This is a genomic window from Neobacillus camarae, from assembly GCF_054950115.1.
Genome location: NZ_JBUCKX010000002.1, coordinates 362782 through 388631, shown reverse-complemented (window position 1 = coordinate 388631; position 25850 = coordinate 362782). Strand labels below are relative to the sequence as shown.

25 protein-coding genes are annotated in these 25850 nt (G+C 45.3%); 8 read left to right on the top strand and 17 right to left on the bottom strand.

Going from position 1 to position 25850, the window contains the following annotated elements; translation table 11 throughout:
• Positions 1-273: 273 nt before the first annotated feature.
• Both ACY8D0_RS09610 and ACY8D0_RS09605 read right to left on the bottom strand, forming a co-directional pair.
• Entirely contained in the window at positions 274-1359 is a 1086-nt protein-coding gene (locus tag ACY8D0_RS09610; RefSeq protein WP_462410292.1) for a 3D domain-containing protein, read from the bottom strand.
• A 495-nt stretch (positions 1360-1854) separates the two neighbouring features.
• Positions 1855-2262, bottom strand: coding sequence for a hypothetical protein (locus tag ACY8D0_RS09605; protein WP_462410291.1), 408 nt, complete (start codon positions 2260-2262; stop codon positions 1855-1857).
• 189 nt (positions 2263-2451) lie between these two features.
• On the opposite strand from ACY8D0_RS09605, the gene ACY8D0_RS09600 reads away from it, so the two are divergent.
• On the top strand, positions 2452-2880 hold the full coding sequence (locus ACY8D0_RS09600; RefSeq protein ID WP_462410290.1) for a helix-turn-helix domain-containing protein: 429 nt from the start codon (positions 2452-2454) through the stop codon (positions 2878-2880).
• 409 nt (positions 2881-3289) lie between these two features.
• Here the strand turns inward: ACY8D0_RS09600 and ACY8D0_RS09595 are convergent, their stop codons facing one another.
• Positions 3290-3472: a hypothetical protein gene (locus ACY8D0_RS09595; RefSeq protein WP_462410289.1), complete on the bottom strand. Its 183-nt coding sequence runs from the start codon at positions 3470-3472 to the stop codon at positions 3290-3292.
• Positions 3462-3869, bottom strand: coding sequence for a single-stranded DNA-binding protein (gene ssb, locus ACY8D0_RS09590; RefSeq protein WP_462410288.1), 408 nt, complete (start codon positions 3867-3869; stop codon positions 3462-3464). The genes ACY8D0_RS09595 and ssb overlap by 11 nt, the downstream gene beginning before the upstream one ends.
• Before the next feature lie 246 nt (positions 3870-4115).
• Between ssb and ACY8D0_RS09585 the strand changes: the two genes are divergently transcribed.
• Entirely contained in the window at positions 4116-4538 is a 423-nt protein-coding gene (locus tag ACY8D0_RS09585) for a YwpF-like family protein (protein WP_462410287.1), read from the top strand.
• A 109-nt stretch (positions 4539-4647) separates the two neighbouring features.
• Here the strand turns inward: ACY8D0_RS09585 and ACY8D0_RS09580 are convergent, their stop codons facing one another.
• From ACY8D0_RS09580 to ACY8D0_RS09565, 4 genes are all read right to left on the bottom strand, one after another.
• Positions 4648-5022: a hypothetical protein gene (locus ACY8D0_RS09580; protein ID WP_462410286.1), complete on the bottom strand. Its 375-nt coding sequence runs from the start codon at positions 5020-5022 to the stop codon at positions 4648-4650.
• 157 nt (positions 5023-5179) lie between these two features.
• Positions 5180-7579 (bottom strand): immune inhibitor A domain-containing protein, encoded by a 2400-nt coding sequence (locus tag ACY8D0_RS09575; RefSeq protein WP_462410285.1) that lies wholly within the window; start codon positions 7577-7579, stop codon positions 5180-5182.
• Between the two features lie 439 nt (positions 7580-8018).
• Complete coding sequence (gene fabZ / locus ACY8D0_RS09570) at positions 8019-8447, bottom strand: 3-hydroxyacyl-ACP dehydratase FabZ (RefSeq protein WP_462410284.1); 429 nt, start codon at positions 8445-8447, stop codon at positions 8019-8021.
• An 83-nt stretch (positions 8448-8530) separates the two neighbouring features.
• Entirely contained in the window at positions 8531-9421 is an 891-nt protein-coding gene (locus ACY8D0_RS09565) for an AraC family transcriptional regulator (RefSeq protein WP_462410283.1), read from the bottom strand.
• 66 nt (positions 9422-9487) lie between these two features.
• Between ACY8D0_RS09565 and ACY8D0_RS09560 the strand changes: the two genes are divergently transcribed.
• The 3 genes from ACY8D0_RS09560 to ACY8D0_RS09550 are packed head-to-tail and all read left to right on the top strand — an operon-like array spanning position 9488 to position 12410.
• Entirely contained in the window at positions 9488-10933 is a 1446-nt protein-coding gene (locus tag ACY8D0_RS09560; RefSeq protein ID WP_462410282.1) for an MATE family efflux transporter, read from the top strand.
• Between the two features lie 18 nt (positions 10934-10951).
• On the top strand, positions 10952-11572 hold the full coding sequence (locus ACY8D0_RS09555) for a sugar O-acetyltransferase (RefSeq protein WP_462410281.1): 621 nt from the start codon (positions 10952-10954) through the stop codon (positions 11570-11572).
• A gap of 34 nt (positions 11573-11606) precedes the next feature.
• Complete coding sequence (locus ACY8D0_RS09550) at positions 11607-12410, top strand: HAD family hydrolase (protein WP_462410280.1); 804 nt, start codon at positions 11607-11609, stop codon at positions 12408-12410.
• Positions 12411-12437: 27 nt separating this feature from the next.
• On the opposite strand, the gene ACY8D0_RS09545 is transcribed toward ACY8D0_RS09550, so the two are convergent.
• The 4 genes from ACY8D0_RS09545 to ACY8D0_RS09530 all read right to left on the bottom strand — a co-directional run bounded on the left by ACY8D0_RS09545 (position 12438) and on the right by ACY8D0_RS09530 (position 15587).
• Positions 12438-12803, bottom strand: a complete 366-nt coding sequence (locus ACY8D0_RS09545) for a DNA-directed RNA polymerase subunit beta (protein ID WP_462410279.1) — start codon at positions 12801-12803, stop codon at positions 12438-12440.
• A gap of 300 nt (positions 12804-13103) precedes the next feature.
• The gene (mreB, locus tag ACY8D0_RS09540; RefSeq protein ID WP_462410278.1) at positions 13104-14105 is read right to left on the bottom strand and encodes a rod shape-determining protein; all 1002 of its coding nucleotides are present in this window, start codon (positions 14103-14105) and stop codon (positions 13104-13106) included.
• A 196-nt stretch (positions 14106-14301) separates the two neighbouring features.
• Positions 14302-14574, bottom strand: a complete 273-nt coding sequence (gene spoIIID / locus ACY8D0_RS09535; RefSeq protein ID WP_007086083.1) for a sporulation transcriptional regulator SpoIIID — start codon at positions 14572-14574, stop codon at positions 14302-14304.
• A 413-nt stretch (positions 14575-14987) separates the two neighbouring features.
• Positions 14988-15587 (bottom strand): pyroglutamyl-peptidase I, encoded by a 600-nt coding sequence (locus ACY8D0_RS09530; protein WP_462410277.1) that lies wholly within the window; start codon positions 15585-15587, stop codon positions 14988-14990.
• 87 nt (positions 15588-15674) lie between these two features.
• Here ACY8D0_RS09530 and ACY8D0_RS09525 point away from each other — a divergent pair, with 87 nt between their 5' ends.
• Positions 15675-16007: an MGMT family protein gene (locus tag ACY8D0_RS09525; protein WP_462410276.1), complete on the top strand. Its 333-nt coding sequence runs from the start codon at positions 15675-15677 to the stop codon at positions 16005-16007.
• Positions 16008-17084: 1077 nt separating this feature from the next.
• On the opposite strand, the gene ACY8D0_RS09520 is transcribed toward ACY8D0_RS09525, so the two are convergent.
• Together ACY8D0_RS09520 and ACY8D0_RS09515 are read right to left on the bottom strand one after the other, a co-directional pair.
• Positions 17085-19079, bottom strand: coding sequence for a penicillin-binding transpeptidase domain-containing protein (locus ACY8D0_RS09520; RefSeq protein WP_462410275.1), 1995 nt, complete (start codon positions 19077-19079; stop codon positions 17085-17087).
• A 232-nt stretch (positions 19080-19311) separates the two neighbouring features.
• Entirely contained in the window at positions 19312-20208 is an 897-nt protein-coding gene (locus ACY8D0_RS09515; RefSeq protein ID WP_462410274.1) for a stage II sporulation protein SpoIIQ, read from the bottom strand.
• A 118-nt stretch (positions 20209-20326) separates the two neighbouring features.
• Between ACY8D0_RS09515 and ACY8D0_RS09510 the strand changes: the two genes are divergently transcribed.
• Entirely contained in the window at positions 20327-20746 is a 420-nt protein-coding gene (locus tag ACY8D0_RS09510; protein ID WP_462410273.1) for a VanZ family protein, read from the top strand.
• On the opposite strand, the gene ACY8D0_RS09505 is transcribed toward ACY8D0_RS09510, so the two are convergent.
• The 3 genes from ACY8D0_RS09505 to spoIID form a co-directional block, all read right to left on the bottom strand.
• Complete coding sequence (locus ACY8D0_RS09505) at positions 20743-21714, bottom strand: nuclease-related domain-containing protein (protein WP_462410272.1); 972 nt, start codon at positions 21712-21714, stop codon at positions 20743-20745. The two genes, ACY8D0_RS09510 and ACY8D0_RS09505, sit on opposite strands and share 4 nt — an antisense overlap.
• Before the next feature lie 1423 nt (positions 21715-23137).
• A complete protein-coding gene (locus ACY8D0_RS09500; protein WP_462410271.1) occupies positions 23138-24391 on the bottom strand; it encodes an Nramp family divalent metal transporter in 1254 nt (417 codons plus the stop codon).
• Positions 24392-24534: 143 nt separating this feature from the next.
• Positions 24535-25563: a stage II sporulation protein D gene (gene spoIID / locus ACY8D0_RS09495; RefSeq protein WP_462410270.1), complete on the bottom strand. Its 1029-nt coding sequence runs from the start codon at positions 25561-25563 to the stop codon at positions 24535-24537.
• Here spoIID and ACY8D0_RS09490 point away from each other — a divergent pair.
• Entirely contained in the window at positions 25562-25816 is a 255-nt protein-coding gene (locus ACY8D0_RS09490) for a hypothetical protein (protein WP_462410269.1), read from the top strand. The genes spoIID and ACY8D0_RS09490 overlap by 2 nt on opposite strands.
• Positions 25817-25850 lie beyond the last annotated feature (34 nt).

Here is a 25850-nt window from a genome sequence, read left to right as displayed (position 1 = left end):
TGGATGGTCCGTACTTTTTTGGTGATTTATTTTATAGGAATAAATGTCTTTTAGATAACAGGGTTTCTTTGCAACGTTATCAATCTGGAAAACTTGTTTATCTAATTTTAAAATATTTTCTGAATATCGTCTGTGGATATTTTGTGAAAAAGGAAGGAACAATAAAAAGCAGTGCCTTTCAATGGTGAAAGGCACTGCTTTTGTATCTGTTTTATATTTGAGTTTTCCTATGCGGACACTGCAAAAGGTGTCATACCTTTTTTCCACAAACGATTATTTTAGGATGATCACTTTAACAGTTTTTCTGCCCCAAACTCGTGCGGCTGCACTGTTCGGCATCAGGACGTCGATTTTGTGGCCCTTGATAGCGCCGCCGGTATCTCCAGCAACGGCTTCACCGTAGCCTTCCACCCAGACCCTGCTTCCCAGCGGGATAACGGACGGGTCGACCGCGATCAATTTCATGTTCGGGTTGGCTGCAATATTGTAGCCGAGTTTAGTAATCGAGCCAGAATCCTCTGGGCTGTAGGCGGTAGCGCTTACATACAGTTCTGTTCCGCTAACGTTTGCACTCGCAACTGCGGGGGGTGCTGCTGCTGCTGCTTTTGGTGCTGCTTGTTGCTGGGCGATTTTCGCTTGAACTTCTGCTATTTGTGATTGGATGCCGGCTTTTTCTTGCTCAGCCATTTGCATTTGCTCTGTGATTTGATTGTATTTTTCCTGCATAGCGGTTAAATTTTGCTGTCTTGATTGCAAGTTTTGGTCAAGCTCTGCTTGCTGTTGGGCCAACACGGTTTGTTGTTCTTCCAGCACTTTTTCTTGTTTGTCGATTTCTTGTTTATCATTCTCGATTTTCTGAAGGTCTTCTTTTTGCGCGACCAAGATGTCTTTGTCTGCATCCATCAGCTGGGATGCTGCACCCGCTTTTTGAATGAATTCCGTGATGCTGTCGGATTCGAAAAACAGGTTGATGATCATGCTGACATTGTCGTCTTCTTGAAGAGCCCGGGCCCGTTTTTCCATTATGTCTTTACGGCCAAGGATTTTATCTTCCAGCACGACGATTTCTTGTTTTTTCGCTTCAATTAACTGGTTGACCTCGTCAATCTTGCCTTGCGTTTTCGCCATATTTGACTGATTTTCGTTTATGTCATTATATATCGATTGCAGTTCTTGCTGAATGTTTTGGATCTCTTGATTAACAGCTTGCTTTTCAACTTGTTTTTGCTCGACTATTTTCTGTTTCTGCTCGAGCTGACTTTGTAAGGTGTCGCTAGTCGTTTGCGCGTATGTAACTGTACCTGTTCCACACAAAATAAGAGTTAATACTGCGAGAGTAATACGCTTTATGTTTTGCAAACTATCTCCCTCCTTATTACTCTATTTATAACAAATCAATATGCCAGTTATGTTACAAGAATATTAAAAACCGACAACAAAGTGTCTTAATGCGGTAAAAATAACCTAATAAATGGTATATCTGTGACATTTTGTGGGTTTTTCAGCAATTTGTTAACGGTTACATTTGGAAGTTGGAAGGCTTTTTTGTAAAAAAATAGTGTTGTTTTGTGCCCGAAATGCAAATCTATTATTCTTGTATGGAGGAGAATTTTTTAAAAAAATTCGTTTTAGTCTTATAGATAGTTTTTTATAGTTTAGCCTGTTTGGTTCCCATGATACCGGAGAAGGGTGCATCATGAGGACAGAGCCTTGGTGATTTCTGCAGTTCTTGTCCTCATGACAGCTCCATGTGGACAAACCTTGGGCTTTTTCCGCCATTCTTGTCCTCATGACGTTTCCACTTTTTCCTCCGGATAGGTCATTTTTGTCGATGGCTTCCGAATTCCAACGGCGCTACTTGCTGCTTTTTTCATATAAGGATTTCTCTTCCGACACGATGCGAGCGCTCTTACGCTTTTGCGGTCGGTTTTTACTATTTGGAAATAATCTAAGGACGGCGATGCGGTTTCCGTCTTTAAGGGCAAATCGGCTGATTACGTCGATTACTTGTTTCTCGTTAAGCTCGCAATCTCCCTTAAACACGTGGAGAGACTGATTGTGGCAGGTCACTTGGATATTACTATCGGAAAAATAAATCCAAGGCATTTCATGGTTAGTAAGAGGAATAAATTGATAAGTTGAGTTTTCTTGTGGTAATTGAAATAATAGCACGGCTATATCGTTCGGGTCAGGCGGCCTGGTCATCTTCCATTCTCCGTTTTCTATTCTTTCTCCTACAAAAACCAGTGAGCTCCACTCCATAACATCCCTCCAAAAAGCGACATTCTTCTTCTATATACGCTTTATTATTCGACAATAACATTGCCTATCCTGCCGAATGTGCGGACTCCTACAGCTGTGTGCATGATTATCACAAACCCGTTTGTGCATATCGCGCACATTTCTCCTGTGAACCATTTTTTGCCGCTAAGGTAAAAGCAGAATGTTTGTATGGCGGTGAATGGGATGTCATTATCGGAAAAATTAAAAGAGCTTCGTGATAAGCAAAACTGGTCTCAGGAGACGCTGGCCAAGATGATGAACTTGCATCGTTCGACGATCAGTCGCTATGAAACAGGGAGAAGCGTCCCAAATTACCAAACGGTGATTCAATTTGCGGAAATATATAAAGTGGATAAAGAGTACCTCGTAAATGAGCTCGACAAGCTGCTGCCGAACGTTGAGGCGCCGGGCTTTGTTTTGAAGGAGAATTTGGATGACCCCGATATCGGGATGGTTCTCGAGTTATTGAGGGCTGAACCCGATTTGAAAAAAGCGCTGGTTGAGCTGCACCTCATGCCCCCGAAGCGCCGTGCCTTCTATGCGGATTTGATTGCCAGCTCCATGAAAGTAAGCAACCGGCACAAGGACAAGCTGTAAATTCCTATAAATACTAGAGAAGCCGCTGACACATGGTCAGCGGCTTCTTATAAAAAACAGGGGGGTTTTACTATTATTTTGCCCAGGGTAGCGGGGATTATACATAGGAATGATAAATTTGCTGGGCCAGGCTTGGGGCCAGGTTTTTTTTATAGTAAGAACTAGCCTAAAGTTTGGGGAAGTGCCGGTAAACACTTCAAAAACGCCGGTACTCATTAGATACGCCAAAAAATTAATACGTTCTACAAAAAAAGAAAAAATTCCGGCTAAAATATGCCGGAATTTTTCAAAACGGGGTCCATTACGGAGACGTATTTGATTTTCTCTTTTCTTTGAGAGGCATTTGCGAGGAAATCTTCGGTTTTTGGTATATTTTCGTCAGAAAGGAGTTTTGTGATTGGTAGTCATGTTAGGAGTAGAAGCGGATGGAGTTATGATGATGGTTCTCTAGCTGCTGCTCCTTGATGAGCCATTCCAGCTGACTGACGCGTTTCTGCAGATTGTCGACATTTTTGTTGGCATTGCCAACCATTTTGATCAAGCTTTCCAATAGCATTTCTAGGTTGGCGGCATCGTGGTCGTTAAAAGGCAAGGGATGTTTCCTCCTTCTCCTTCTTCAGCTCCTGCTGCTGCTCATGAACATCCTGCTGCTGCTCATGGACATCCTCATGCGGCTTGCTGCTGAGGAACCGGACCGTTTCGGCCACAATTTCCGTGACGTAGATTCGTTTTCCTTCCCTGTCGTAATACCTTGACTGCACGCGTCCGGTAATTCCTACCACCGAGCCTTTCCGACAGTACCGGGCCGTATTTTCAGCCGCCCTGCGCCATAATGTGCACTGGACAAAGTCCGTGTCGATTTCGCCGTTGTGATTGCGGAAATCCCGGTTTACTGCGAGGGTAATCTGGGTGAAACCCGTCCCTTCCGATGTTCGTTTCAGTTCCGGATCTTTCGTTAATCGCCCAACCAATGTCACTTGATTAATCACGAAATCCACTCCTTTTCGTTTGATGATTCCATCTTAGTCCCGTAAGGAATCATTGTAAAACCGCGAAAATCGAGTTTTCCTGTGTTGTTTTTTTACGAAAAGAAGTATTTCATGGCGTTTTTTGTCAAAGCCGGTCATTCTTTTTTCCCAAAAACCATTCTTCCCTGCAATGGGCAATATTTTTCGACATTGTCTTTTTCCAACATATGTTATAATGGAGAAAACGCTTAGAGGAGGTCCGGGTTGATGAAGACGTTTAAGTTGTATTCTCTGGAAGTATTGGAAGGCGACGCTCCGGTTGAAATTCCTTTGGAAGATGGATTAATCCTCAATAAGGAAGACGAACGCTCCACCTGGCTGATCGAGGCATATACGAACCTTTCCTTATATGATTTTTTCAAGAAGATTCAGGATGAAAACCGCGAAGTGATTGCAGAAGTGGTCATTACCAAGAAGGAAAACGTGCCCGCCTATTTTCAAACGCGGATCGTTTCCCTGCTGAAATTTGACCAGCATACCAGCGTGCTGCTCGAGGGACAAATGCGCCGCAACAAAAGCGACTACTCCGAGCTCCTGCTCGAAAATCTCCTCCAAAAAGGCCTCGAAGGCCAACCATTACTCATCGAATTCAAAGAAAAAATGCAAAGCAAACCCAAACTCAAAGTCTAAAACCATAAAGCGGGGCCTGTCCCCCAGCCCTTTACCGCGGTGAAGGACTGGGGGACAGGCCCCCGCTGGTTTAACGCGTTACTGCACCGGGGGACAGGCCCCCATTGTTTTACCGGTCTTTGTTGTCGCGGTCACGCGCGTCGAGGTCGTCCTCGATGATTTCTTCACGCGGTGTGTTATGGTCTTTTGCCGGGTCTTTGTCTGTGTGGGTGTTGGTGTCGTTGGTTTCGTTGTTGTCGATTAGGCCGTCGTCATTGACACCGTCATTGTTGTCTAGATCCTGGTGTGGATAGTTGTTGTTTCGGTAATTGTTGTTTCGGTTGTTTCGTAAATTGTTCACATCATTGCTATCTGGTGTATCGACCGTTGGCTGCGGCGGGGTTCTTAGATTATTTTTGGTATCATTATCAGCGTTGTTACATCCGGCCAGCATGATTCCGGAGAGTAGTGCCCCCGTCAGCAAGCCAAGCAATTTTTTCTTCATGCCCAAAACTCCTTTTCAACTAAGATTTTTCCGGCAGTTATATCTTCCCCTTGATAAAACCATTTTTTCATGGAAGTTTTTTCAAACATAGGCTCGGATGTTTCGGGCAACAATAAAAGACATCAGGCATTAGCCCGATGTCTTTTATGCGAGAAAATTACCTGTGAATCCAAACGGCACCAGCAGTGTTGTCTTTTGCTTCGCCGATGACTTGGACTTTCAACGGATATTGGGAAGGAACTTTAACCCCTGCATCCGGAATGACAGTGTTGATGTAAGATTTTGTGGAATCAAATTCGGTTACGCCTGGAAGGCCTTTGTAATCGAAGATCCCACGAGTTGGTGAATCAACATACCAGGCAGGTGACTTATCTAATGAGAATGCTGCGTCTGCTACTTGGTAACGTGTAGTTTGAGAGATAGAGTCAAGACCATTTAGCTTGAAAATAAGCGCTTCTGGATGAGAGTCGACTACGTTCAGGAATCCTTCACCAGGGTGGACTCCGCCCCAGTTATCGGTATATGTGTCGTCACCATACCAAACTACTAATCCAGTATTGTATACTGATCCGCGAGAATATTTCAAGGCAGTATCAGAACCGGAATAGTTTCTCCACTCCAGGTAGTAGTAGTGCGGTTTGTTTATATAACCATCAGAAACTTCGAAGCCGTTTAGTGTTACTTTTGGCGTACCCTCTGCATCGTCGGAGAATACAACTTGTCCATCAACGGTTAATTGAAGATTATCTAATCCGAAACCATTTGGAGCAAGTCCTCCGTCAGTTACATATTCAAATACTAATTTCACTTTTTTACCAGCAAATTCACTTAAATCATAGGATTTATCTACCCATTCTCCTTTAGTAGTTTCATAGGCAGAACTGCTGCGAACCTCATCCGTATCGTCACCGATAAAGTCAACTTCTTTCGTTGTGCCATCATTGGCTACTGCAGTTATCGTTACATAATCATAATCTGTTTCAACTTCATAGAAAGATTTGAAATCAAATGTCGCAGTGCTTGCATTTGTTAAATCAAATTCTGGTGTTTCCATTACAGTATCCAGGTTGTCTCCTTTTGTACTGTAGTAGTATTTTTGCCCAAACTTAGGTAATACACCTTCAACTTTTTTGTTAGGCAGGTTTACTTTTACGATACCGGCATTCTTCGATTTTGTAACACTCTGGTCGATTACTGCCGTTACACCGTTTTGATCGAGATCTTCATAGTTTACTTCGGTAATATTGGCCCAGTTTCCGCCAATCGTATTTTGATAAAATTCTTTTACTTGTGGTGAGAAGCTTGGCGGCTGCGTTCCTGCAATATTACCGCTCCAGCTGCCTCCGCTCATGATGGACCATTGGGCAACTGAATCACCATTGGCAGTGTATTGGGTATCATACTCATCCGGTGCTCCTAAGTCATGGCCATATTCGTGGGCAAACACGCCGACTGCTCCATCCTCAGGTTCAATGGTGTAATCATATGCCGCCATTTTGCCGCCCCAGTAGTTTACTGATGCTGTAGTGTTAGCAACAGGATAAACTCCATTTAAAGTCCAGCGGTGTGACCAGATTGCATCATCACCCATTGCTCCCCCGCCAGCTTCCTGGCCGACACCGGCATGAAGTACCATCAAGTGGTCTACAAGACCATCTGGCTCATAGATATTTCCATCCTCATCCAGGTCATAGATATCCAAATCATCGAAATCTGCCAAGTTAATACCGGAGGCTACTGCCGCATTTAAGGCATCTTTTACAAGACCACGCGGACCTTTAGTTCCAGCAGCATTGTCATTACCCCCTGCAGGGTTATCACTACCATAGTCTTTATAGTTTCCTGGTACCTTCAACCAATCAGTAACCGTACCGTCTACCGTATAGCTTCCGCCGGATTGCTCTTCGTAATACTGTTTGAAGGTTTTTACTTTATCTCCATTAAATAGGGTGAAATCCTCATTGCCAAACAACATTTTTTCATAATGCTGTTTGCTGAAATCATCCGACCACATATAGCCTGGTTCTTGCTCAATTTGGTTATGCCCGAAGTCAGCGTACTCTACTAAAAGCACGAGTACTTTATCTTCGCGGACATCTCCGTTATAAGAGGCCTGCTGGGCAGAGTCTACTTTGGCTGCGCCTGTCGGCTTGCCTTTTTTATAGTTTTCATGGCCTTTGTTAAGCTGTTCTGCCAGCTGGTCCTTTTGTTTCGTAAGGAAATCTTGAGCCTTTTTATCCATATCTTTCTGCTCTTTTGTTAGTGTCGCTTTTCCCGCCTGACTACCTTGCTTTTGCTTAATATAGTCTTTTGCCGCTTTGGTTATTTCAGCAGCGGTTGCATTTTTCGAAACGAGGCCGCGTTGTTGCAGCGCCTTTCCGAGTCGATCGATATCCACCACGTTCAGATCAACCGGTGCAGATTCCAGGGTTGTTGCTGCAGCCGCAGGTTTTGGTGCGACTGTAGTTCCAGCAAATGTGCCTGCAAATAGCACCGATGCGAACATCGTACTCGCGGCAACGCTGGAGAGTACTTTTAATGTCTTTCTCTTTTCCATTAAGTTTAAACCCCCTCTTAAAATTGCTCTGTTTTTAATAGAAGCAGCATAGCATTAATAGTTTATGGAAAGTTCTAAAAATTGTAAATAATATAAAAGTAGTAGTAGACTTGCCCCTTTCTAGGTCTTAACTCACATTCACACACTAACAATCTAATGATATATAGTTCTTTCGGATTATTTTTCTGTTATTTTAGTGGATATTTAGTAGTTTTCTAGGGACATCCAATGATTTTCCCAACTTTTTAATGAGCTGCACCCGGAATATCCCTAAAAACCGCTAACCATTCCCCAACAAGCCCCCAAATTCGACAGCTCCATCCATTTCACCGCTTTTCACAAGAATAAAACTTTCCCAATTTACACCTCAAAAACAGCAAAAAAGGGGCCAGTCCCCCATCGCTTTAAAGCGATGGGGGACTGGCCCCTCACAAATTGTTCACTTTTGGATGGCAAACATGATTTCGGCTTCCATTGAGACTTTTCCGTTTACTTTGGAAACGACGGTGCCTTTTCCGATTCCGCGTCGGATGGCGGTTAGTTCTACTTCTGTGACGATGGTGTCACCAGGACGTACTTGTTGGCGGAATCTTAGCCTGTCCACGCCGGCGAATAAGGCGATTGATCCCTTGTACTCCGGTAACGATAAAAGGGCACACGCCCCGATTTGTGCTGCGCTTTCCAGCTGCAGAACTCCGGGCATGACAGGGAAATCAGGGAAATGGCCATTGAAATACTCTTCATTTGCGGTCACATTTTTAATGCCCACAGCCCGTTTTCCTTCCTCCAGTTCAATAATCTTATCAACCAAAAGAAAAGGATAACGATGGGGAATAATTTCTTTGATTTGATCAATATTCAGTTCCATTCAAAATAAACTCCTCAGTTTTACAATTTTAAAAAGAAAAATTTTCCTTTGCCTATTATATAATAAGGACATTTAAATTCCAATTAGGCTGAACAATTACTAGCTTTCTTTCGATAATCCTGTGGAGTCAGGCCGGTTTCCTTCCGAAACACATAGGAAAAATAGCTCGGGGTCTGAAACCCGCACACCATCGCAATCTCACTGACCGACCGATTGGTTTCCAGCAGCATCTCACAGCTCTTTTGAATCCGATATCGCACCAAATAGGCGTTGGGGGTTTGACCAATGTACTTGCTGAACAGCTCACAGCACCTGCTCCTGCATATCGAACCCGCGGCCGCCATGTCATCAAGCGTTAGCTTTTGGTCATAATGATGATGGATGAACCCTGTCATCTTTCGAACCGCCATCCATGACTGATCATCGTTAGGCTGCCCAGGAACTTTTTGAATATGGTCTCCGATACAGGCGCAAAGTGACGTGGCCTGTGAAAGAAGACGAAGCGCGTTTCGTGCAGGGCTATGCATTTCATGGTACATCTGTTCCAGTGACACCAGCACTTCCTTTTTCCACGGGCTGTCAGATGTAAGCAAAATAAAGTCTTCTGTGCCTGATCCGAATTTTTCATTCAGATACACTTTCCCCGCATGCGTACTCTCGCCAAGCAAGGAAGGATGGACGGCCACCACGATGAAAGAACAGTCCGCCTTATTAGTAGAAAAACCATAATGCAGGCGTTTGCTGTTGACGAAGATTCCATTTCCCTTCTCAATCGGCACTGTTTCCCCATTCACGAAATATTCCATTGCCCCGTCCAGCACCAAGATAAACTCCAAATCAGGATGCCAATGGCACGCGGCCGCAAATCGATCGAATTGATTCAGTGCACCTTTACGCACATAAAGCGGAAAATCAGGCAGATTGTAGTTGATTCGTTCCGACAAGTCCGAAAACACTTCCAGCTCTAAACTCATCCCAACACCCCCCTGAAAGAATATACGATTTTGATAGAATTATATCCGATTTTGGTGGAAGCTTCAATGGCAACCCTATACAATTTTGATAGTACAAGAAAAGCAAGAAAGATGGGATGCGTGGTGGGGCAACAGGCAAGCGTGGCCATAACGGATGATCCTGACTTCAATCGCACGTTTCATCGCGCGTTGATTTCACTGGTCATACCAATCGCATTACAGAATCTCATTTCAGCAGCCAGCATCGCAGCGGATGTGGTGATGCTGGGAAAAATCAGTCAGTCCGCGATGTCTGCCGTTTCACTGGCAGGACAAGTCACTTTTGTGTTGACCCTTTTTTATATGGGGATGGCGACAGGAACCGGGATCCTTACCGCACAGTATTGGGGCAAGAAGGATATTAAAACCATCCAACGCGTTCTTAGTATTGCCAGCATGTTTTCATTTGCTATATCGCTTTTCTTTTTCGTCCTATCACTGTACTTCCCAGAAATGCTGATGCGGCTATTTACAAATGATAGCGGGTTAATCAAATACGGCGCGACTTTTCTGCGGGCAGTCTCGTTTTCCTATCTCGCCATGGGGTTCTCGCAGATGTATTTCAGTGTGATGAAGAGCATCGAGAACGCACGCTTTAGTGCATCAATCAGTTCGCTATGCCTTCTTTTGAACATAGCCCTGAATGCTCTTTGTGTATTTGTCCTGTTTCCCGGTATGCCTGAAAAGGCCATTACCGGTGTTGCTGCCGCCACGGTTTGTGCCCGCTTCATCGAACTCGGATGCTGCCTTGTTCATTCCATACGGCAGGGGCCTGTCCGGTTCCGATTGCCTGTACGTGAAGATAGGGAACGCCAATTGCGCAAAGATTTCCTGACCTACACCATGCCCGTGCAGGCCAATTACATCGTTTGGGGCGGAGCTTTGACGGCGACAACTGTCATTATCGGTCATGTAAACGCCGATTTGGTTGCCTCCAATTCCGTGGCGAACGTCATCAAAGATTTGGCCATCGTGTTTTGTGGCGGCATTGCCAGCGGGGGCGCTGTTCTGGTAGGAAAATATCTGGGCGGCAACGATCGAAAGATGGCATTAAAAGCCGGCAAAAGGATCAACTTTTACGCCCTGATTTTCGGAGTGGCAGCCGGCGGAACCATTTTACTGCTAAAACCCGTGGTATTCGATATAGTGGATTTAAACAGCTCCGCCCAATCTTATTTGAATGGTATGCTTTATATATGCGCTTACTACTGCATCGGCAAATCCATGAACTCCACCATCATCGGCGGCATCTTCCCGGCTGGAGGAGATGCCAAGTTTGGCCTTTGGTGCGATTCCGTCGTGATGTGGGGCATCATATTGCCATTAGGGTACCTAAGTGCTTTTGTGTGGCACGTCCATCCAATCGCCCTGTATGCCGTCATCAGTTTGGATGAAATCATCAAGCTGCCCTTGGCTGCATTTCGGTACCGCCAATATAAATGGTTAAACAATATCACACGGGATTTTACATGAAAAGGGGAAATCATTTTTATGACAATGAGGGAAAGAATCGCTGCCGGAAAGTTATTCACGGATTACGGTGAGGGACTGCCTGAAGACAGGATGCAAGCGAAAAGACGAATGATGGCGTTCAATGCGACCGGTCCGGATGCTTTGGAAGAGCGCACCCGGTTGATGAACGAGATTTTCGCCAAAGAAACCAAAGCCTGGATTGAGCCGCCGTTTTATTTTTGCTATGGAACCAACATTGAAATAGGCGAGGGCACTTATCTTAATTTCAACTGTAATTTTGTGGATGATACAAAAATTATGATCGGAAAAGATGTGTTGTTTGGTCCGGCCGTCACTATCGCTACTGTTGGACATCCCATCAATCCGAATTACCGGGGATATATGTATGCTGACCCCGTTAAAATAGAGGATAATTGCTGGATTGGCGCCGGCAGCATCATTTGTCCCGGCGTGACCATTGGCAAAAACAGTGTCATCGGGGCCGGAAGCGTGGTCACGAAGGATATTCCAGCCAATTCCGTCGCAGTTGGCAATCCTTGCAAAGTGCTGCGCACCATTAACGAACATGATATGAAATATTATTACAAGGATCGCGAAATAACCCAAGAAGATCTCGATGAAGAAGCCCGTCTGAGATAATTTTTTCAAAAAGCAACTAAGAGGAGGAATCGGAATGATTAAATTAGTATTAACCGATATGGATGGAACATTCTTAAACAATCAAGGTGATTTTAACCGGGAACTGTACAAAGATGCTAAAAAAATCATGAAAGAAAAAGGCGTTGTTTTCGCGCCTGTTACCGGCAAGCAGTGTGAACGCGTAGAAGAGTTATTTGGCGGGGATGCTGAGGATTTATGGATTTTGGGAGATAGCGCGACTCGAATCAAGCATAACGGAGAGTTTGTTTATGAATCTTTGTTGAGCAACAAACTTGGACTGGAAATTATCCAATTGCTTGAAGATATCAGTCTGGATCATACGATTATCGCCTGCACCAAAAGCGGCGCCGTCATAAAAGAAACCTTGTCCCCTGAAGAGGCAGCGATTGTCAGACGGTCCTATGCCCAAGTAAAACAAGTCTCCGATTTTCAAGACATCACCGAGGATTTCGTGAAAATCACCATTCACGACCCAGCACTTCAGTGTTTTGAAACCAGAGAAAAATTGTCCCGCTTTTTTGAATCGGCTTATATCGTCGCATCAGAAGCAGCCTGGATTGACATTGCCAACGCGAATGTCCATAAAGGCACAACTGTTGAACACTTGCAGCAATTATTGAACGTGACACCGGCAGAAACCATGGCCTTTGGCGACGGTTATAACGATTTAGAGCTAATGGTTCGGGCTGACTATAGCTTTGCTGTCCGCAATGCTGTTGATCCATTAAAGGATGCCGCAAATTTTATCACTCGCTCCAATGAAGAAGATGCCGTCATGAAAACCATTATTCAAATGTTATCGTTACAGGAAGCATAAAGGGAAGGGCGTGTGAGCCCCTCCCTTTTATTTCTTTTCGACCAAATCCTGAATATGCGTCCAGGTCGAGCCGGTGAACACGTCGGCCGCCTTGCCGCCACCAAGCCCACTGTAACCCACCACGGCCCCCGCCACCAAACTGAAAACCACGAACACCATCAGCAGGACCAGCCTCAACCAGATAGGTAAGAGCCGGATGCGGACCCGCTTTTTCTGCTGTTTGGCTGCCTTTGCTGTCTTATTTTCTTGCACAGCCTGGCGCGAACCTCCTTTTTTGACAGGAGTGGTTCTTTCTTGTGCGGAATCCGGATGGGCATGCTCGGTCCCGGATTTCGCCCGCTTATATTCTTCCCTCGTCAGAACCTGTTCTTGATTTATATTATCAACAGACATTTTTTATTCCCCTTTAACCGAGCGCCGAATGAAACGCCTGGTGAGTACATACATATTATAACCAATTTCCAGCGTACCACCGAAAAATTGTCAGGCAGATACTCCTATTATAAGAAATTATTCACCATTACACATTATTTTTTTAAAAAAATCGACATTTCATGTAAAAAAACCGCTTTTTTATAAAACAAAAAGCCCAATGAACCAGGCTTGTCCCAGCCTTTGTTCATTGGACTTTTTTCCTATATTCGCTGTATGATGTCTTACCACTTCACAGCTGCAGGCATTTTTTTAAAAAAATTATCCCAATTTCCGGTTCGGAATCCGGTCAATATTATCGAGCATGACACCTGTTCCGATTGCCACGCAATCCATTGGGTTTTCTGCCACTAGTACAGGTACCTTCAACTCTTCTGCAAGCAGCATGTCGATGCCGTGGAGCAATGCTCCGCCGCCTGTTAAGATGACGCCGCGGTCGATAATGTCAGCCGACAATTCTGGCGGTGTGCGCTCCAGCACGCTTTTAGCGGCTTGGACAATAACTGAAACAGATTCGCGCAAGGACTGCTCGATTTCTTCCGAATGAACGGTAATCGTACGAGGCAAACCACTGACCATATCACGGCCGCGAATTTCCATTTCTTCAGACCGGGACCCTGGGAATACAGTTGCGATGTTGATTTTGATGTTTTCCGCAGTGCGCTCCCCGATCAATAGCTTGTACTCGCGCTTGATGTGGTTCAGGATTTCCATGTCAAACTTGTCACCGGCCATTTTAATGGAGGAAGAAGTCACGATATCGCCCATGGACAGAACGGCAACATCCGTCGTTCCTCCCCCGATGTCTACTACCATATTTCCGCTTGGCTGGAAGATGTCCATCCCGGCCCCAATGGCCGCCACTTTCGGCTCCTCTTCCAGGTACACTTTTTTCCCGCCGCTTTTCTCGGCAGCTTCTCTGATGGCTTTCTGTTCTACGCTTGTGATGTTCGTAGGACAGCAAATCAAGATGCGCGGCTTCGATAAAAAGCCTTTTACGTTCAGTTTATTGATAAAATGTTTTAACATGGCCTCTGTTACGTCAAAATCAGCGATGACGCCATCCTTTAACGGACGGATTGCCACAATGTTTCCAGGAGTACGTCCCACCATGCGGCGCGCTTCTTCGCCGACGGCCAGTACCCGGTTCGTATTTTTATCGATGGCCACCACAGATGGCTCATTTAATACAATGCCACGGCCTTTCACATGGATCAGCACGTTGGCTGTTCCTAAGTCAATCCCAATATCCCTTGCAAACATTCTCTATCCTTTCCTCCTCAAGACGGATTCCTACTATTTCCTAATTTTCTATTCTATCATATTCCTTAAAGTTTCCATAAACTTTTTGAAAAAATGATGGAATTTTTTGTGGAAATCTGTCGGAAAAAAGGTATTTCAGAGAATAAAAGGTGTTTCTTTTCCAAATTTTTGATTGGTTCCGATTGGTTTTGGCCGTTTACTTGACAGCCTCCCCTTCTTTTTCTTCCTTTTGATATTTCATTTTGGTCGCCTCGCCGCCCCGTAAATGGCGAATCGATTTATGGTAATCTAAAATCTCTTTTACCTCGTTTGCAAGCTCTGGATTAATCTCTGGAAGTCTCTCGGTCAAATCCTTATGGACTGTACTTTTGGATACGCCAAACTCTTTCGCGATTACGCGAACCGTTTTCCTCGTCTCCACGATATACTTTCCAATCTTGATAGTCCTCTCTTTGATGTAATCGTGCACACTCTCGCCCTCCCTAAATTGGATGTGAGTAGTGTGAAATGAGACCCGCTTATCACTATAACGAATGCTGCTTCCGCAAGGCAGTGCGCCTTACGGCAGAAAGTGAATCTTTCTGATCATACGATGAATAATCATGTCCCCGGCTGGATTCCCGTTAACTTCAAACGACTCCTCACCTCAAACACTCTCTTTGTATAAAGGTTTGGTAACATTGTATTAGCTTGGATACGGGTTTATGCACAAAATACACAATCAGGACACGTTATTCCGTTTATTTTTTGAAAAATCAGACACACTTTTGTTTCTTCGACATTCCTTCGATAAGCGGCGAAAACCTTATAAACATTGGGTTTAGTGTGGAAATAGTGGTGCCAATGCGATTATTTCCCGAGAAATTTGTCGGATGAAAAAAATTATTCCAATACTTCAATCATCTGTTTTACGGCTTCCAACAAGTCGCGGTCAGACCAAGATGGAGTCGCTTTTTTCTGCTTTACAGCCAGCTCATGGGAGGCAGGGATATGGATGAATCCCGCCGGTACGGGTTGGTCTTTTAGCGCATGCAGCGCGGTATACATGACGTTATTGCAAAGGTAAGTTCCGGCAGTATTCGAGATTTCGGCCGGATACCCGTTTTCCTTTAAGGTTTCGACGAATTTTCTAATCGGCAGTTTGGAAAAATAACCTGCCGGGCCGTCCTCATAGATGGGTGCATCGTTTAAGACAACGCCATTGTTGTCCGGTGCCCCGTCACGGCAATTGATGGCGATCCGCTCGGGAGTGATGTTGGCTCTCCCTCCGGCAAGTCCTAGGGAGATGACGGCATCCGGTTTTATTTGGTCAATCGCGTCCAGCACGCGCCGTCCTGCTTCTTCGTATGTAACAGGCAGTAAGAGGCCTTTGATTTGATAGGCACCGACGGTTTTTCCATCGAGTTCTGTGACGATTTTTTCCGTCGGGTTGATTGGGAATTCAAGGAATGGTTCAAATCCAGTGAGTAGAAGTGTTTTCATAGTTGTTTCTCCTCTAATTTTTTTAATTATTATATAATTTATTTATTGTTAATTGAAAGAAAATAGTTTTGGAAGGGATTTTGGCGTGTGACACCTTTTACTGAGAAAGTCGTGAAGATTATTCAACATATTCCCGAGGGCAAGGTGATGACCTACGGGGGGATTGCCAAGTATGCAGGCAGTCCGCGGGCGGCGCGCCAGGTGGTGCGGGTGCTCCATTCGATGAGCCGGAAGCACCGTTTGCCGTGGCACCGGGTCATTAACTCAAAAGGGCAAATTGCCCTTCAAGATGAGGCATCGTACCAGGAGCAGCTGATGTCGCTGGAGGCCGAAGGGGTGGAGGTAGGCCTCGGCGGTAGGATTGATTTGGGAAAGTACCAGTGGGAGCCGCTGGAATTATTTGAAGAAGATTTGCTTTAGCCAGGCCGGAGCCTGGCTTTTTATTTTTGAAAAAGGGGTGTGCCGATAAAAGAGGGGATTGGGTTGATAAAAGGTTCCAATCGGTTGATAAAAGATTCCCTTTGGTTGATAAAACAGGGGAATTTGTTGATAAACAGATTAATTGGGTTGATAAACTAATCCATATTAAAAACAGCTCGCTTCAAAGAACAAGTATAGTGGATTAAACGATCTCTAAAAAGAACATATCAAGTTCTGAAACCATGACCCATTGACCTAGCCAGGCCTCGGCCTGGCTTTTTTATATAAAAAAGGTTCTTGCCGATAAGAGAGCGGATTGGGTTGATAAATGGTTCCAATCGGTCGATAAAACAGGATAATGCGTTGATATACAGATTAATTGGGTTGATAAACTAATCCAACTAAAAAATAACTCACTTTAAAGAACAAGTATAGCGGGGAATTGAACTCTAGAAAGAACAATTCCGGTCCAGAAACTAAGAACCAATTACCCTGCCAGGCTTTTTATATGATATTGGGATTTGCCGATAAAAGAGGGGAATCGGTTGATAAAAGGATCCAATCAGTCGATAAAACAGGGAACCGTGTTGATAAACAGATTAATTGGGTTGATAAACTAATCCAACTAATAAATAGCTCACTTTAAAGAACAAGTATCGCGGGGAATTGAACTCTAGAAAGAACAATTCCGGTCCAGAAACCAAGATCCATTTACCCTGCCTGGCTTTCTATATGATATTGGGCTTTGCCGATAAAAGAGGGAAATCGGTCGATAAAGTGTCCCATTGGGTCGATAGAGCAGGGAAATGCGTTGATATACAGATTAATTGGGTTGATAAACTAATCCAACTAAAAAACAACTCGCTTCAAAGAACATATATAGTGGATAAACGAGCTCTTAAAAGAACAAATCAAGTTCCAAAACCATGACCTATTGACCCTGCCAGGCCAAGCCTGGTTTTTATAATGCATGCAATGGGCAAAGTGCCAGTAAACCTATCCATAGTACCGAAAATAAGCAAATAGAAAATCCGCAAAACAGCAAAAAAGCACCAAACCGGTGCTTTTTTGCCTAAATTACTTCATTTTCATAAAAATATCTTTCACTTTGTTCACGGCTATCCCAGACCCGCCGCGTCCTTGGGCACCTTCGATCATCATCGCGATCATCAAAGTCGGGGAATCCGGGTTATAAGCGATAAACCAGCCATTTTCCGTTCCCGTTTCGCCTTGTTTCTGCTTGAGTTCCGCCGTTCCAGTTTTCCCGGCCAGCGGGTAATCTGGCATATTAGCTCCCTTGGCCGTTCCGTCAGGATCTGAAACAATCTTGCGCAAATCCCCCGCAATCAAAGCTGCATGGTCCGGATTCACCACTGCTTCCTTCAGCACCTGGCTCCGCTTCTCTTCATCAAGTAAAATCGGTTTAATCATATTGCCACCATTGACAAACGGCGTATAGGCGCTCAACAGATGGACAATGCTCATCTGGATTTGCCCCTGGCCATACCCGGAATCGGCAAGCGCGATATCATTTCCGAGCTCCCCGATTTTCGATTCCTCGAGCGGATACGGATAATCAAGCTTGGCGCCAAAGCCGAATTTCGTCAACCCGTCAGTAAAGTTTTGCTTGCCAATCTTTAAAGCCGTCTGAGCAAAATAAATATTATCCGATAGAACAAGAGCTCTTTCGAGGTTGACCGGGCTGCTTTCGTGGACGCGTGTCACATAATAGCCGCCCCAGGAACTGTCTTTTTGCCATTGCTTGCCGCTGATTGCCACCGCTTCGTCCGGGTTAATTGCTCCACTGTCCAGCGCGATGGAAGCGGTAATCGGCTTCATCACCGAGCCCGGCGCAAAGCCCATCTTGAACCGCGTGAGAAGCGGCTGACGTATGTCATCCTGCAGTGCCTTCCACTCGTCTGAGGTCATGCCTAGGGCCGCCAGATTCGGGTCAAACGATGGGCTGCTGACCAGCGCAAGTGTTTCCCCTGTAGTTGGCTGCAGAGCCGAAGCGGTCCCTGTCTCGCCACCCATCTCGTTATACATGATCGACTGCACATTGGCATCAATGGTCAGCTTGACCGTTTTCCCATCGGCCACCGGCTTTTCGGCCAGCACCTCTTCGCCGCCGTCATTCTTTTTAATGAGAATTTTCACGCCGCTCTGGCCCTTCAGCTGTTCGTCCAGGACTTGTTCCAAGCCGCGTTTTCCAATCACGTCCGAGCTTGTATAGCCCTTGTCCTTTAATTTTTCCAGCTCATCCGCCGTAATCGCGCCTACATAGCCAGTCAGCTGTGCGGCAGCCTCTTTAAAAGGATAAATCCGCGCATCGACCTTCCGTGTTTTCACTGGCTCAAGGGCAATGAGCTGGGCAATCCGCTCCTGGTCGTCCAGCGGCACCTTTTTGAGCGGGACAAACACACCCGGCTTGACCCAATTGGCACTCAACGCTTTATCAATTTGCTCGGGGGTCATTTTTAACAGGGAAGCTAACTGCTCCTTGACCGGTGCATCTATCTCCCCCGCCGACACTCCGACTTCGTAAGCCTGTCCATTGACGGCCAGACCTGTGCCGTTGCGGTCAACAATCTCGCCCCGTTTCGGCGCCACCGTGCTGAGGCTGATTTTATCGCCAGCCTTCAGTTGTGGAAAAATAAATCCGGTATTCCAGTCCACATACCAGTTTTCCTTATCGTCTTTGCCTTCCTTTGTTAGGTTGGCTTTCTGGGTAAAATTAATGGGACCTGCAATGCTGTTCATTTTAGCCGAAAAAGAATATTGGGCCTGCTCTTTTTTCGCCTGTTCGTCGTCTTTTGGTTTTTTGAACGTCACTTTCAGATCGGTAATTTGCAGATCCTCGTAAATTTTTTGATAGCGATTGGTGAAGTCTTCTTTGGAGATTGTCTTTTTGGCATCATTAGAAAGGTACTCATACATCTTATCGAACTTTTGTTGGTTCCATAGGTCTATGTACTGGGAGAACCGCTCCTGAGGCGTGGGTTCCTTGCTGCTGCAGCCTGTAATAAGGAGCCCCAGCACAAGCAAAAGCATCATCCCAACGATTTTTTTCAATGTAACCCCCTCCTTTATACCCCATTCTAACATATACGGATGGAGACAGGCACCGATTTAACGTGGGACCGATGGACCAATTCTGATCTTGAACCATGCACAAGAGAAGGTACACCGCTTCATTTTTGAGGCACGAGATACTTCCCATGCCATCACCAGAGGAGCACCAATCCGTGGCAAAAAAAAAAGAGGAAAGTGTTCCCCTTCCCCTTTGTTACGGATGATTTATGCATTATGAGTTTTGCTTTTTGGCTTTGTTGCTAGATTCGTCGTCAGTGGCTGGTTGGTCACCGGAGTCTGTGTCCGTTGATTCGTCTTCTGTGGTTGACTCATCATCTGATGGGGTGTCACCGGCTGGATCCTCTACTTTAGTGCCTTCGTCGTCAATTTTTTGCTGATCTTCCTTGGCTTTTGGAGTATCCACTGATTGAGATTGTTTATCTTCTTGTAAAGTGCTTAGCGGTTTGTCAAAAAACTCGGATGGATTCACCGCGACACCATCTTTACGGATTTCAAAATGGACGTGTGTTTTCGCTTTTTCATTGAACAAGCTTTGCCCAGCCTTGGCAAGTACATCTCCCTGCTCAACCTTATCGCCAACCTCAACCTGAATGTCCTTCACAGATTGATATTGTGTTACAATACCATTGTTGTGGTCGATTTCAATCACGTTGCCTAGTATGGCATCTTCTTCCACACGGGTAACGGTTCCGGATAATGATGCCGTAACATCAAAGCTTTTGCCGTCTTTCATGGTAATATCAATGCCCGTGTTTGGCTGGTACGTGTTATTGTAAAATACTAAAGCTGCTTCCTGGTCGGCTGCTTTGGCATTGAAATCATAGAATTTCGTTTTGATTTCAGCATCCTTGGCATCAGCGACAGGCATTTTCACGTTTTCTAATGCTGTGTTGACTTCGACTGCCGGAGTCTCTTTCTTTTTACCAGTCAGGTCAGAAGACTTATAGCTGTATTTGTCTGTGTCTCCCGCGCTGCTTTGGTACCAAAGAACACCGGTTAAAATGATTGCTGCACTTGCGATATAAATGGCTGGAAATACCCAACGCTTTTTGAAAAAGCGTTTTACGCTGGAACTTTGAGAAGATCGTTTGTTTTCTTCCTCTCTCATTTTCATCACCTCAGCAATCATTCTGAACAGATAAGTAGAATTATATACACTAGTCAGAAAAATTTTTTATTTTTCTACAGTAATGATATTTTTATTCATAGTTTGGAGGTTTTTTTTTATGAAATGGGTTTTACGGATCTTGCCGATCGTCTATATGGCCATCGTCTTTATCCAATCAAGCTTCCCGTCGAATAAGTTCGTCGAGCTGCCCGACTCGACCATCGACCAGACGATCAAGGAATCGCTGCATTTAATAGAGTTTGCGATTTTGTATGTGCTCCTGGTATTGGCCATGCTGACGCGCCGCCGCGGATTTACGCCGGCCCTGAACGCAGCCTGCGCCGTGTTTGCCGGGCTGTACGGCATCAGCGACGAAATCCATCAATCATTCATACCCGCACGCTCCGCTTCCTGGTTTGATTTGGTGAAAGACTTTATTGGAATCAGCGTTTGCTACTATTTTGTCAACGGGGCACTGTTCAAAGGGAAGTTTACCGGGGTCCGGAAAATGCTTGGACGAGTTGAGAAATTAGGTTAGTTTTTTAAAAAATAGATTCGGTGTTTATTGATTCCGGAATAGAGAAGGTCCAATGAATGGAGAATGTGGTTGGCCGCCCTTGGTGAGTCAATGAGAATCAGCCGCCTTAGTTCGGCGTTTGTGATAGTTGGTTTGATTAAAAGAAAGTGGACATGTATGGTTTTAACATGAGCTTTTTTGCTAGTTGCCTTGCAGTTTGGGCAATTCCATATCCCGTGGTTATAGTTCATGGGCAAAAAATCGCAGGTTAGACATTGGACCCCCGGGGGAAGGTCCTTTGGCGTAAGATTAAATTTCTTCAGCAAATCGGTATCATCTGGAGTATGGTTTGTCAAAAGGAGCCGCTTGATCTTTTTGATTTCTTTTGGGTCACACTTTTCTTCTTTATACTGATTCTGGATTCCACTTATTTCTTCTAGCAATCCTTCACTGTTGCACATGTGGCGCAGTAGGTGATCGCTGCCCGGTGCCAGCTTGATGCTGGCTTTTTCGTTGGCGTTGACAAACAAATAGAGGATGGGCAGTTCACCAAAGTTGTGCTTTTGCAGCCAGCGGGTCAGTTTGACCGCTTGGAGCCGGGCTTGGGTGGCCGGATTTCTGATTCGCTCCGTGATTCCATTATGGGTTATCGTGGTCTGATTGAGGTTTTTATCAAAAAAATACTCACCTATGCGGTTTTTGACTTCTAGGACTAGGGCGAACGAGGGACAAAGGATTAAATAATCGATTTGGAAAAAATAATGCTCTAATTGGAGACGAAGGTTGTGGAAAATGACGTATTTGGTGTCGGGGAGCATGCTGAGGTAGAAGACAAGTGATTTTTCTCCTATGTAACCGGCGAGCCTTCGTTTGTATTCTGACTGGATTTCGTGGTAGACGGGGTGGTTTTTGGGGATTCGCGGGATCAGTGCCTCATATTTTTGGAGGAGGAGTGATTTCTCGCATTCTTTCGCGAACAGTGATGACAAATAACATCATTCCTTTCATTTTTTCTATTATTTCTTTTCATAGTCCGGCTACTCCTACTTAAATTTGGCCAGTATTGTTACATATTTTTGAACCTTTAGATGAGCACCCCGGATTGGGTTCTTTTTTTGCTTTATTTGTTCTTCTCAGAGCTCATTTCTCTGCTCTATTTGTTCTTTATAGTGAGCTTTTTTTAGTTGGATTAGTTTATCAACCAAACTTACCTGTTTATCAACGCTTTTCCCTGTTCTATCGACCCAGTGAGACCCTTTATCGACCGGTTGGAGCCTTCTATCAACCGATTTCCCTCTTCTATCAACACTGTCCTTTTTTCATATAAAAAGCCAGGCCGGGGCCTGGCTATCTCTTTGAATCTTGATTTTGTTCTTTCCAGAGCTCATTATCCCCCTATACCCGTTCTTTAAAGCGAGCCTTTTTTTTAGTTGGATTCGTTTATCAACCAAACTTACCTGTTTATCAACGCTTTTCCCTGTTCTATCGACCAAGTGAGACTCTTTATCGACCGATTGGAGATCTCTATCAACCGATTTCCCTCTTCTATCAACACTGTCCTTTTTTCATTTAAAAAGCCAGGCCGGGGCCTGGCTAACTCTTTGGATCTTGACTTTGTTCTTTCCAGAGTTCATTGTCCCCCTATAACCGTTCTTTAAAGCGAGCCTTTTTTTAGTTGGATTCGTTTATCAACCAAACTTACCTGTTTATCAACGCTTTTCCCTGTTCTATCGACCAAGTGAGACCCCTTAATCGACCGATTGGAGCCTTCTATCAACCGACTTTCCTCTTCTATCAACACTGTCCCTTTTTCATATAAAAAGCCAAGCCGGGGCCTGGCTAACTCTTTGGATCTTGACTTTGTTCTTCCTAGAGGTCATTTCTCTGCTCTATTTGTTCTTTAAAGTGAGCCTTTTTTAGTTGGATTAGTTTATCAACGCTTTTCCCTGTCCTATCGACCAACTGGTACCTCTTATCGACCGATTGGAGATCCTCTATCAACCGATTTCCCTCTTCTATCAACACTGTCCTTTTTTCATATAAAAAGCCAGGCCGAGGCCTGGCTAACTCTTTGGATCTTGACTTTGTTCTTTCCAGAGTTCATTGTCCCCCTTTATCCGTTCTTTAAAGCGAGCACTTTTTTAGTTGGATTCGTTTATCAACCAAACTTTCCTGTTTATCAACGCTTTTCCCTGTTCTATCGACCTATTGGGACCTCCTATCAACCGATTTCCCTCTTCTATCAACACTCCACTTTTTTCATAAAAAAACCAGGCTAGGGCCTGGCAAACTCTTTGATTCTTGACTTTGTTCATTTCAAAGTTCATTGTCCCCCCTATACCTGTTCTATCGACCGATCGGTACCTCTTATCAACCATTTTCCCTCTTCTATCAACACCTGCCCTTTTCAAATCAAAACAACCCCATCAATTCATTGACCGCCAGTACCACAAACAGCAAGATGCTTACCCCCAGGCCGATATTGGACAGCCACTGGCCGCGGTCACGCGTACCGATGTATTTCTTCTTGTTTAACAAATACAGCAGCGTAATCGCCAAAAATGGCATGAAGATTGCTCCCAAGGCACCATAAGCAATGATCAACGCCACCGGTTTGCCGATAATATGCAGCAGCATCGGCGGGAACGTCAGCCACAGCACATAAAACCGGTATGCCTTCGATTTGCTCAACTCCTCATTCGGAATATCTTGATGCCGGACCGTGCGGATAAAATCGGCAAACAAATACGGCACGCCATTCCAAACCCCAAGCACCGAAGTAAACGAAGCCGCCCAGAACCCCACCAAGAACAAGATTCGGACCAACGGATTCAGCTCATTCCCCAAAATCCCCGCAAAATCCACCAACCCTTTTTCCCCGCTAATCGTCACATCCGTGCCAAACAACAGCCCGGCCCCCAACACAAGCAGCGAGACCGTAAACAACGCTGTCACAATATAGGCCACGGCAGAATCGTAGCGGACCGAAGGAATAAACGATGGTCCCTTCCACTTGTTTTCCTCCAGCCAATAACCATAAGAAGCCATCGTGAGCGAGCCCCCGACGCCGCCGATTAACCCGAGCGCATAAATCAGCGAGCCCTTTGGCAGGGTTGGCACTGCGGTCCCCACTACATCGCCGAGCTGCGGCAGAATCAAAATTGCCGACCCCACCACCGTCACAAACATAATGCCAATCAGCACATTCATCGCATGCTCAAACCGTTTATATTGACCGGACCAGACCAAGACCAAGCCCAGGATTCCATGGATAATCGCCCATACAGTCAACGACAACTGCGGAAATAAGGCCGAGGCCGCCAGCGCGCAGGAAGCCGTGCCTGCCGCTCCGTACACAAAGCCCCAAATCACCGAGTACACCCCAAAATAGCCGGTGGCCCATTTGCCCATAAGATGCCAGCCTTCCAGAATCGTCTTCCCGCTCATCAAATGCCAGCGGCCCACCCCTTCATTCAGGGCAAATTTTAAGATGGCCCCAATCAAAATCGCCCATAAGAACACCAAACCATAGTTCGTGCCTGCCACAAGCGCGGCAACCAAGTCCCCCGCGCCTACCCCTGTCGCGGCCACAATCAAACCCGGTCCGATCATGGACGTCTTTTTTACCACCACCGGAGTGGTGTCAAGCTGTCTCTCCTCTTTCATCGAAACCCCCTCTTTCCACAGGAAACGTTTACATTTATACCAATATTTGTAATTATTCTATTTCACGGTTATTTTTTCAATAGGCCATATAGAGCAAATCAAAAAGCCAGGCACCCCTTTGGTCCTGGCTAAACAAACCTCATTTATTTTTGCGCCGTAATCGTGGCCAGCATGCTGTCTGCTGCTGTCACTTCAACGCCTTGGTAATAGTGCTTGACGATTTCCTGATAGTTCTTGCCTTCCTCGGCCATCCCGTTGGCGCCGTACTGGCTCATGCCCACGCCATGTCCGAAGCCTTTAGTGGTAATGACAATATTGTCGCCTTTGCGCACCCATGAAAAGTCGGAGGATTTCAAATCCAATTTATCGCGGACATCCCGACCGGTAAACGTCTTACCGGCGATCACCACTTTAGCGACACGCTTGCCGGCGGTCCGCTCTTTAATTTCGCCGATGGTGGTGCTGCTGCCAATTTTCACACCCAAGCGCGACTCAAACTCTTTTACTGTCACCACTTTTTGAGTATTGAATTTCGGGGAACTTTTATCCCATGGGCTTGTCACACTTCGTAAGTATGGGAAACTGCCGGACCAATAGTCCTCGGAATTCTCCGTATAACCGTTGCTGGTCGAAAAAAACAGGGCGCTGATCGGCTTGCCTTGATAGGTCAAAATTTGGCCGCTTGTGGAGCGGACTGCCTCCACGATTTTTTTCTTTTTCCAATCATAGTCCATGCCCCATTTCTCACGCTGCTCAGCATCATTCATGTACACCTGGTGGATTTGTGTGTCTGTCACCTGTGAGCCTTCCGGGGCGCCCAACGTATCCTTGTTCACCAATCGATTGACGATGTAGGTTCTAGCTGTCAGCGCCTGGGCCTTGAGTGCTTCCTCATTGAAATCAGCAGGCATCTCAGCCGCCACCACACCAACTAAGTAGTTTTCCATGTCGACATTCTCAATTTTTTTCTGGGAAGAACGGAACACAGCGACTTCTACTGCCGCGTCCTTGGATGGGGATGAAACATTTTCTGTCGGAGCCTTCGCCAGGTCCTCGCCCAGTTTTCCGCTCGCCTTGTGGTCGGAAAACGGGATGACCAAGATAGCGGGGATCATCAACGTCAAGGCAAGAAGAAATGCAGCTGCTACGAAGAGTGGGTTGAATTTTTTCATGTATGTGCCTCCAGTTTGTAATTTCACAGCCAGCCTTATCAAGCTGGTTGTTTGTCTCTTTACAAGATATGGAGGCGGACAAGCATTTATTACAAAAAATTTGTCAAAAGAACTTAAGGCAGATTTAAGTAACAACCAAGATAATAATAAAGTAAGTAGGGTAAAACGCACCCTCTTTTTAGGACAAAACGCACGTACTCAGCAGGCAAAAAAATGCCGAAACGCACCGGATGAACTACTCTCTCCAAAATAAAAACAGGACCCGTTTACCAGGCCCCGTTGCTTTG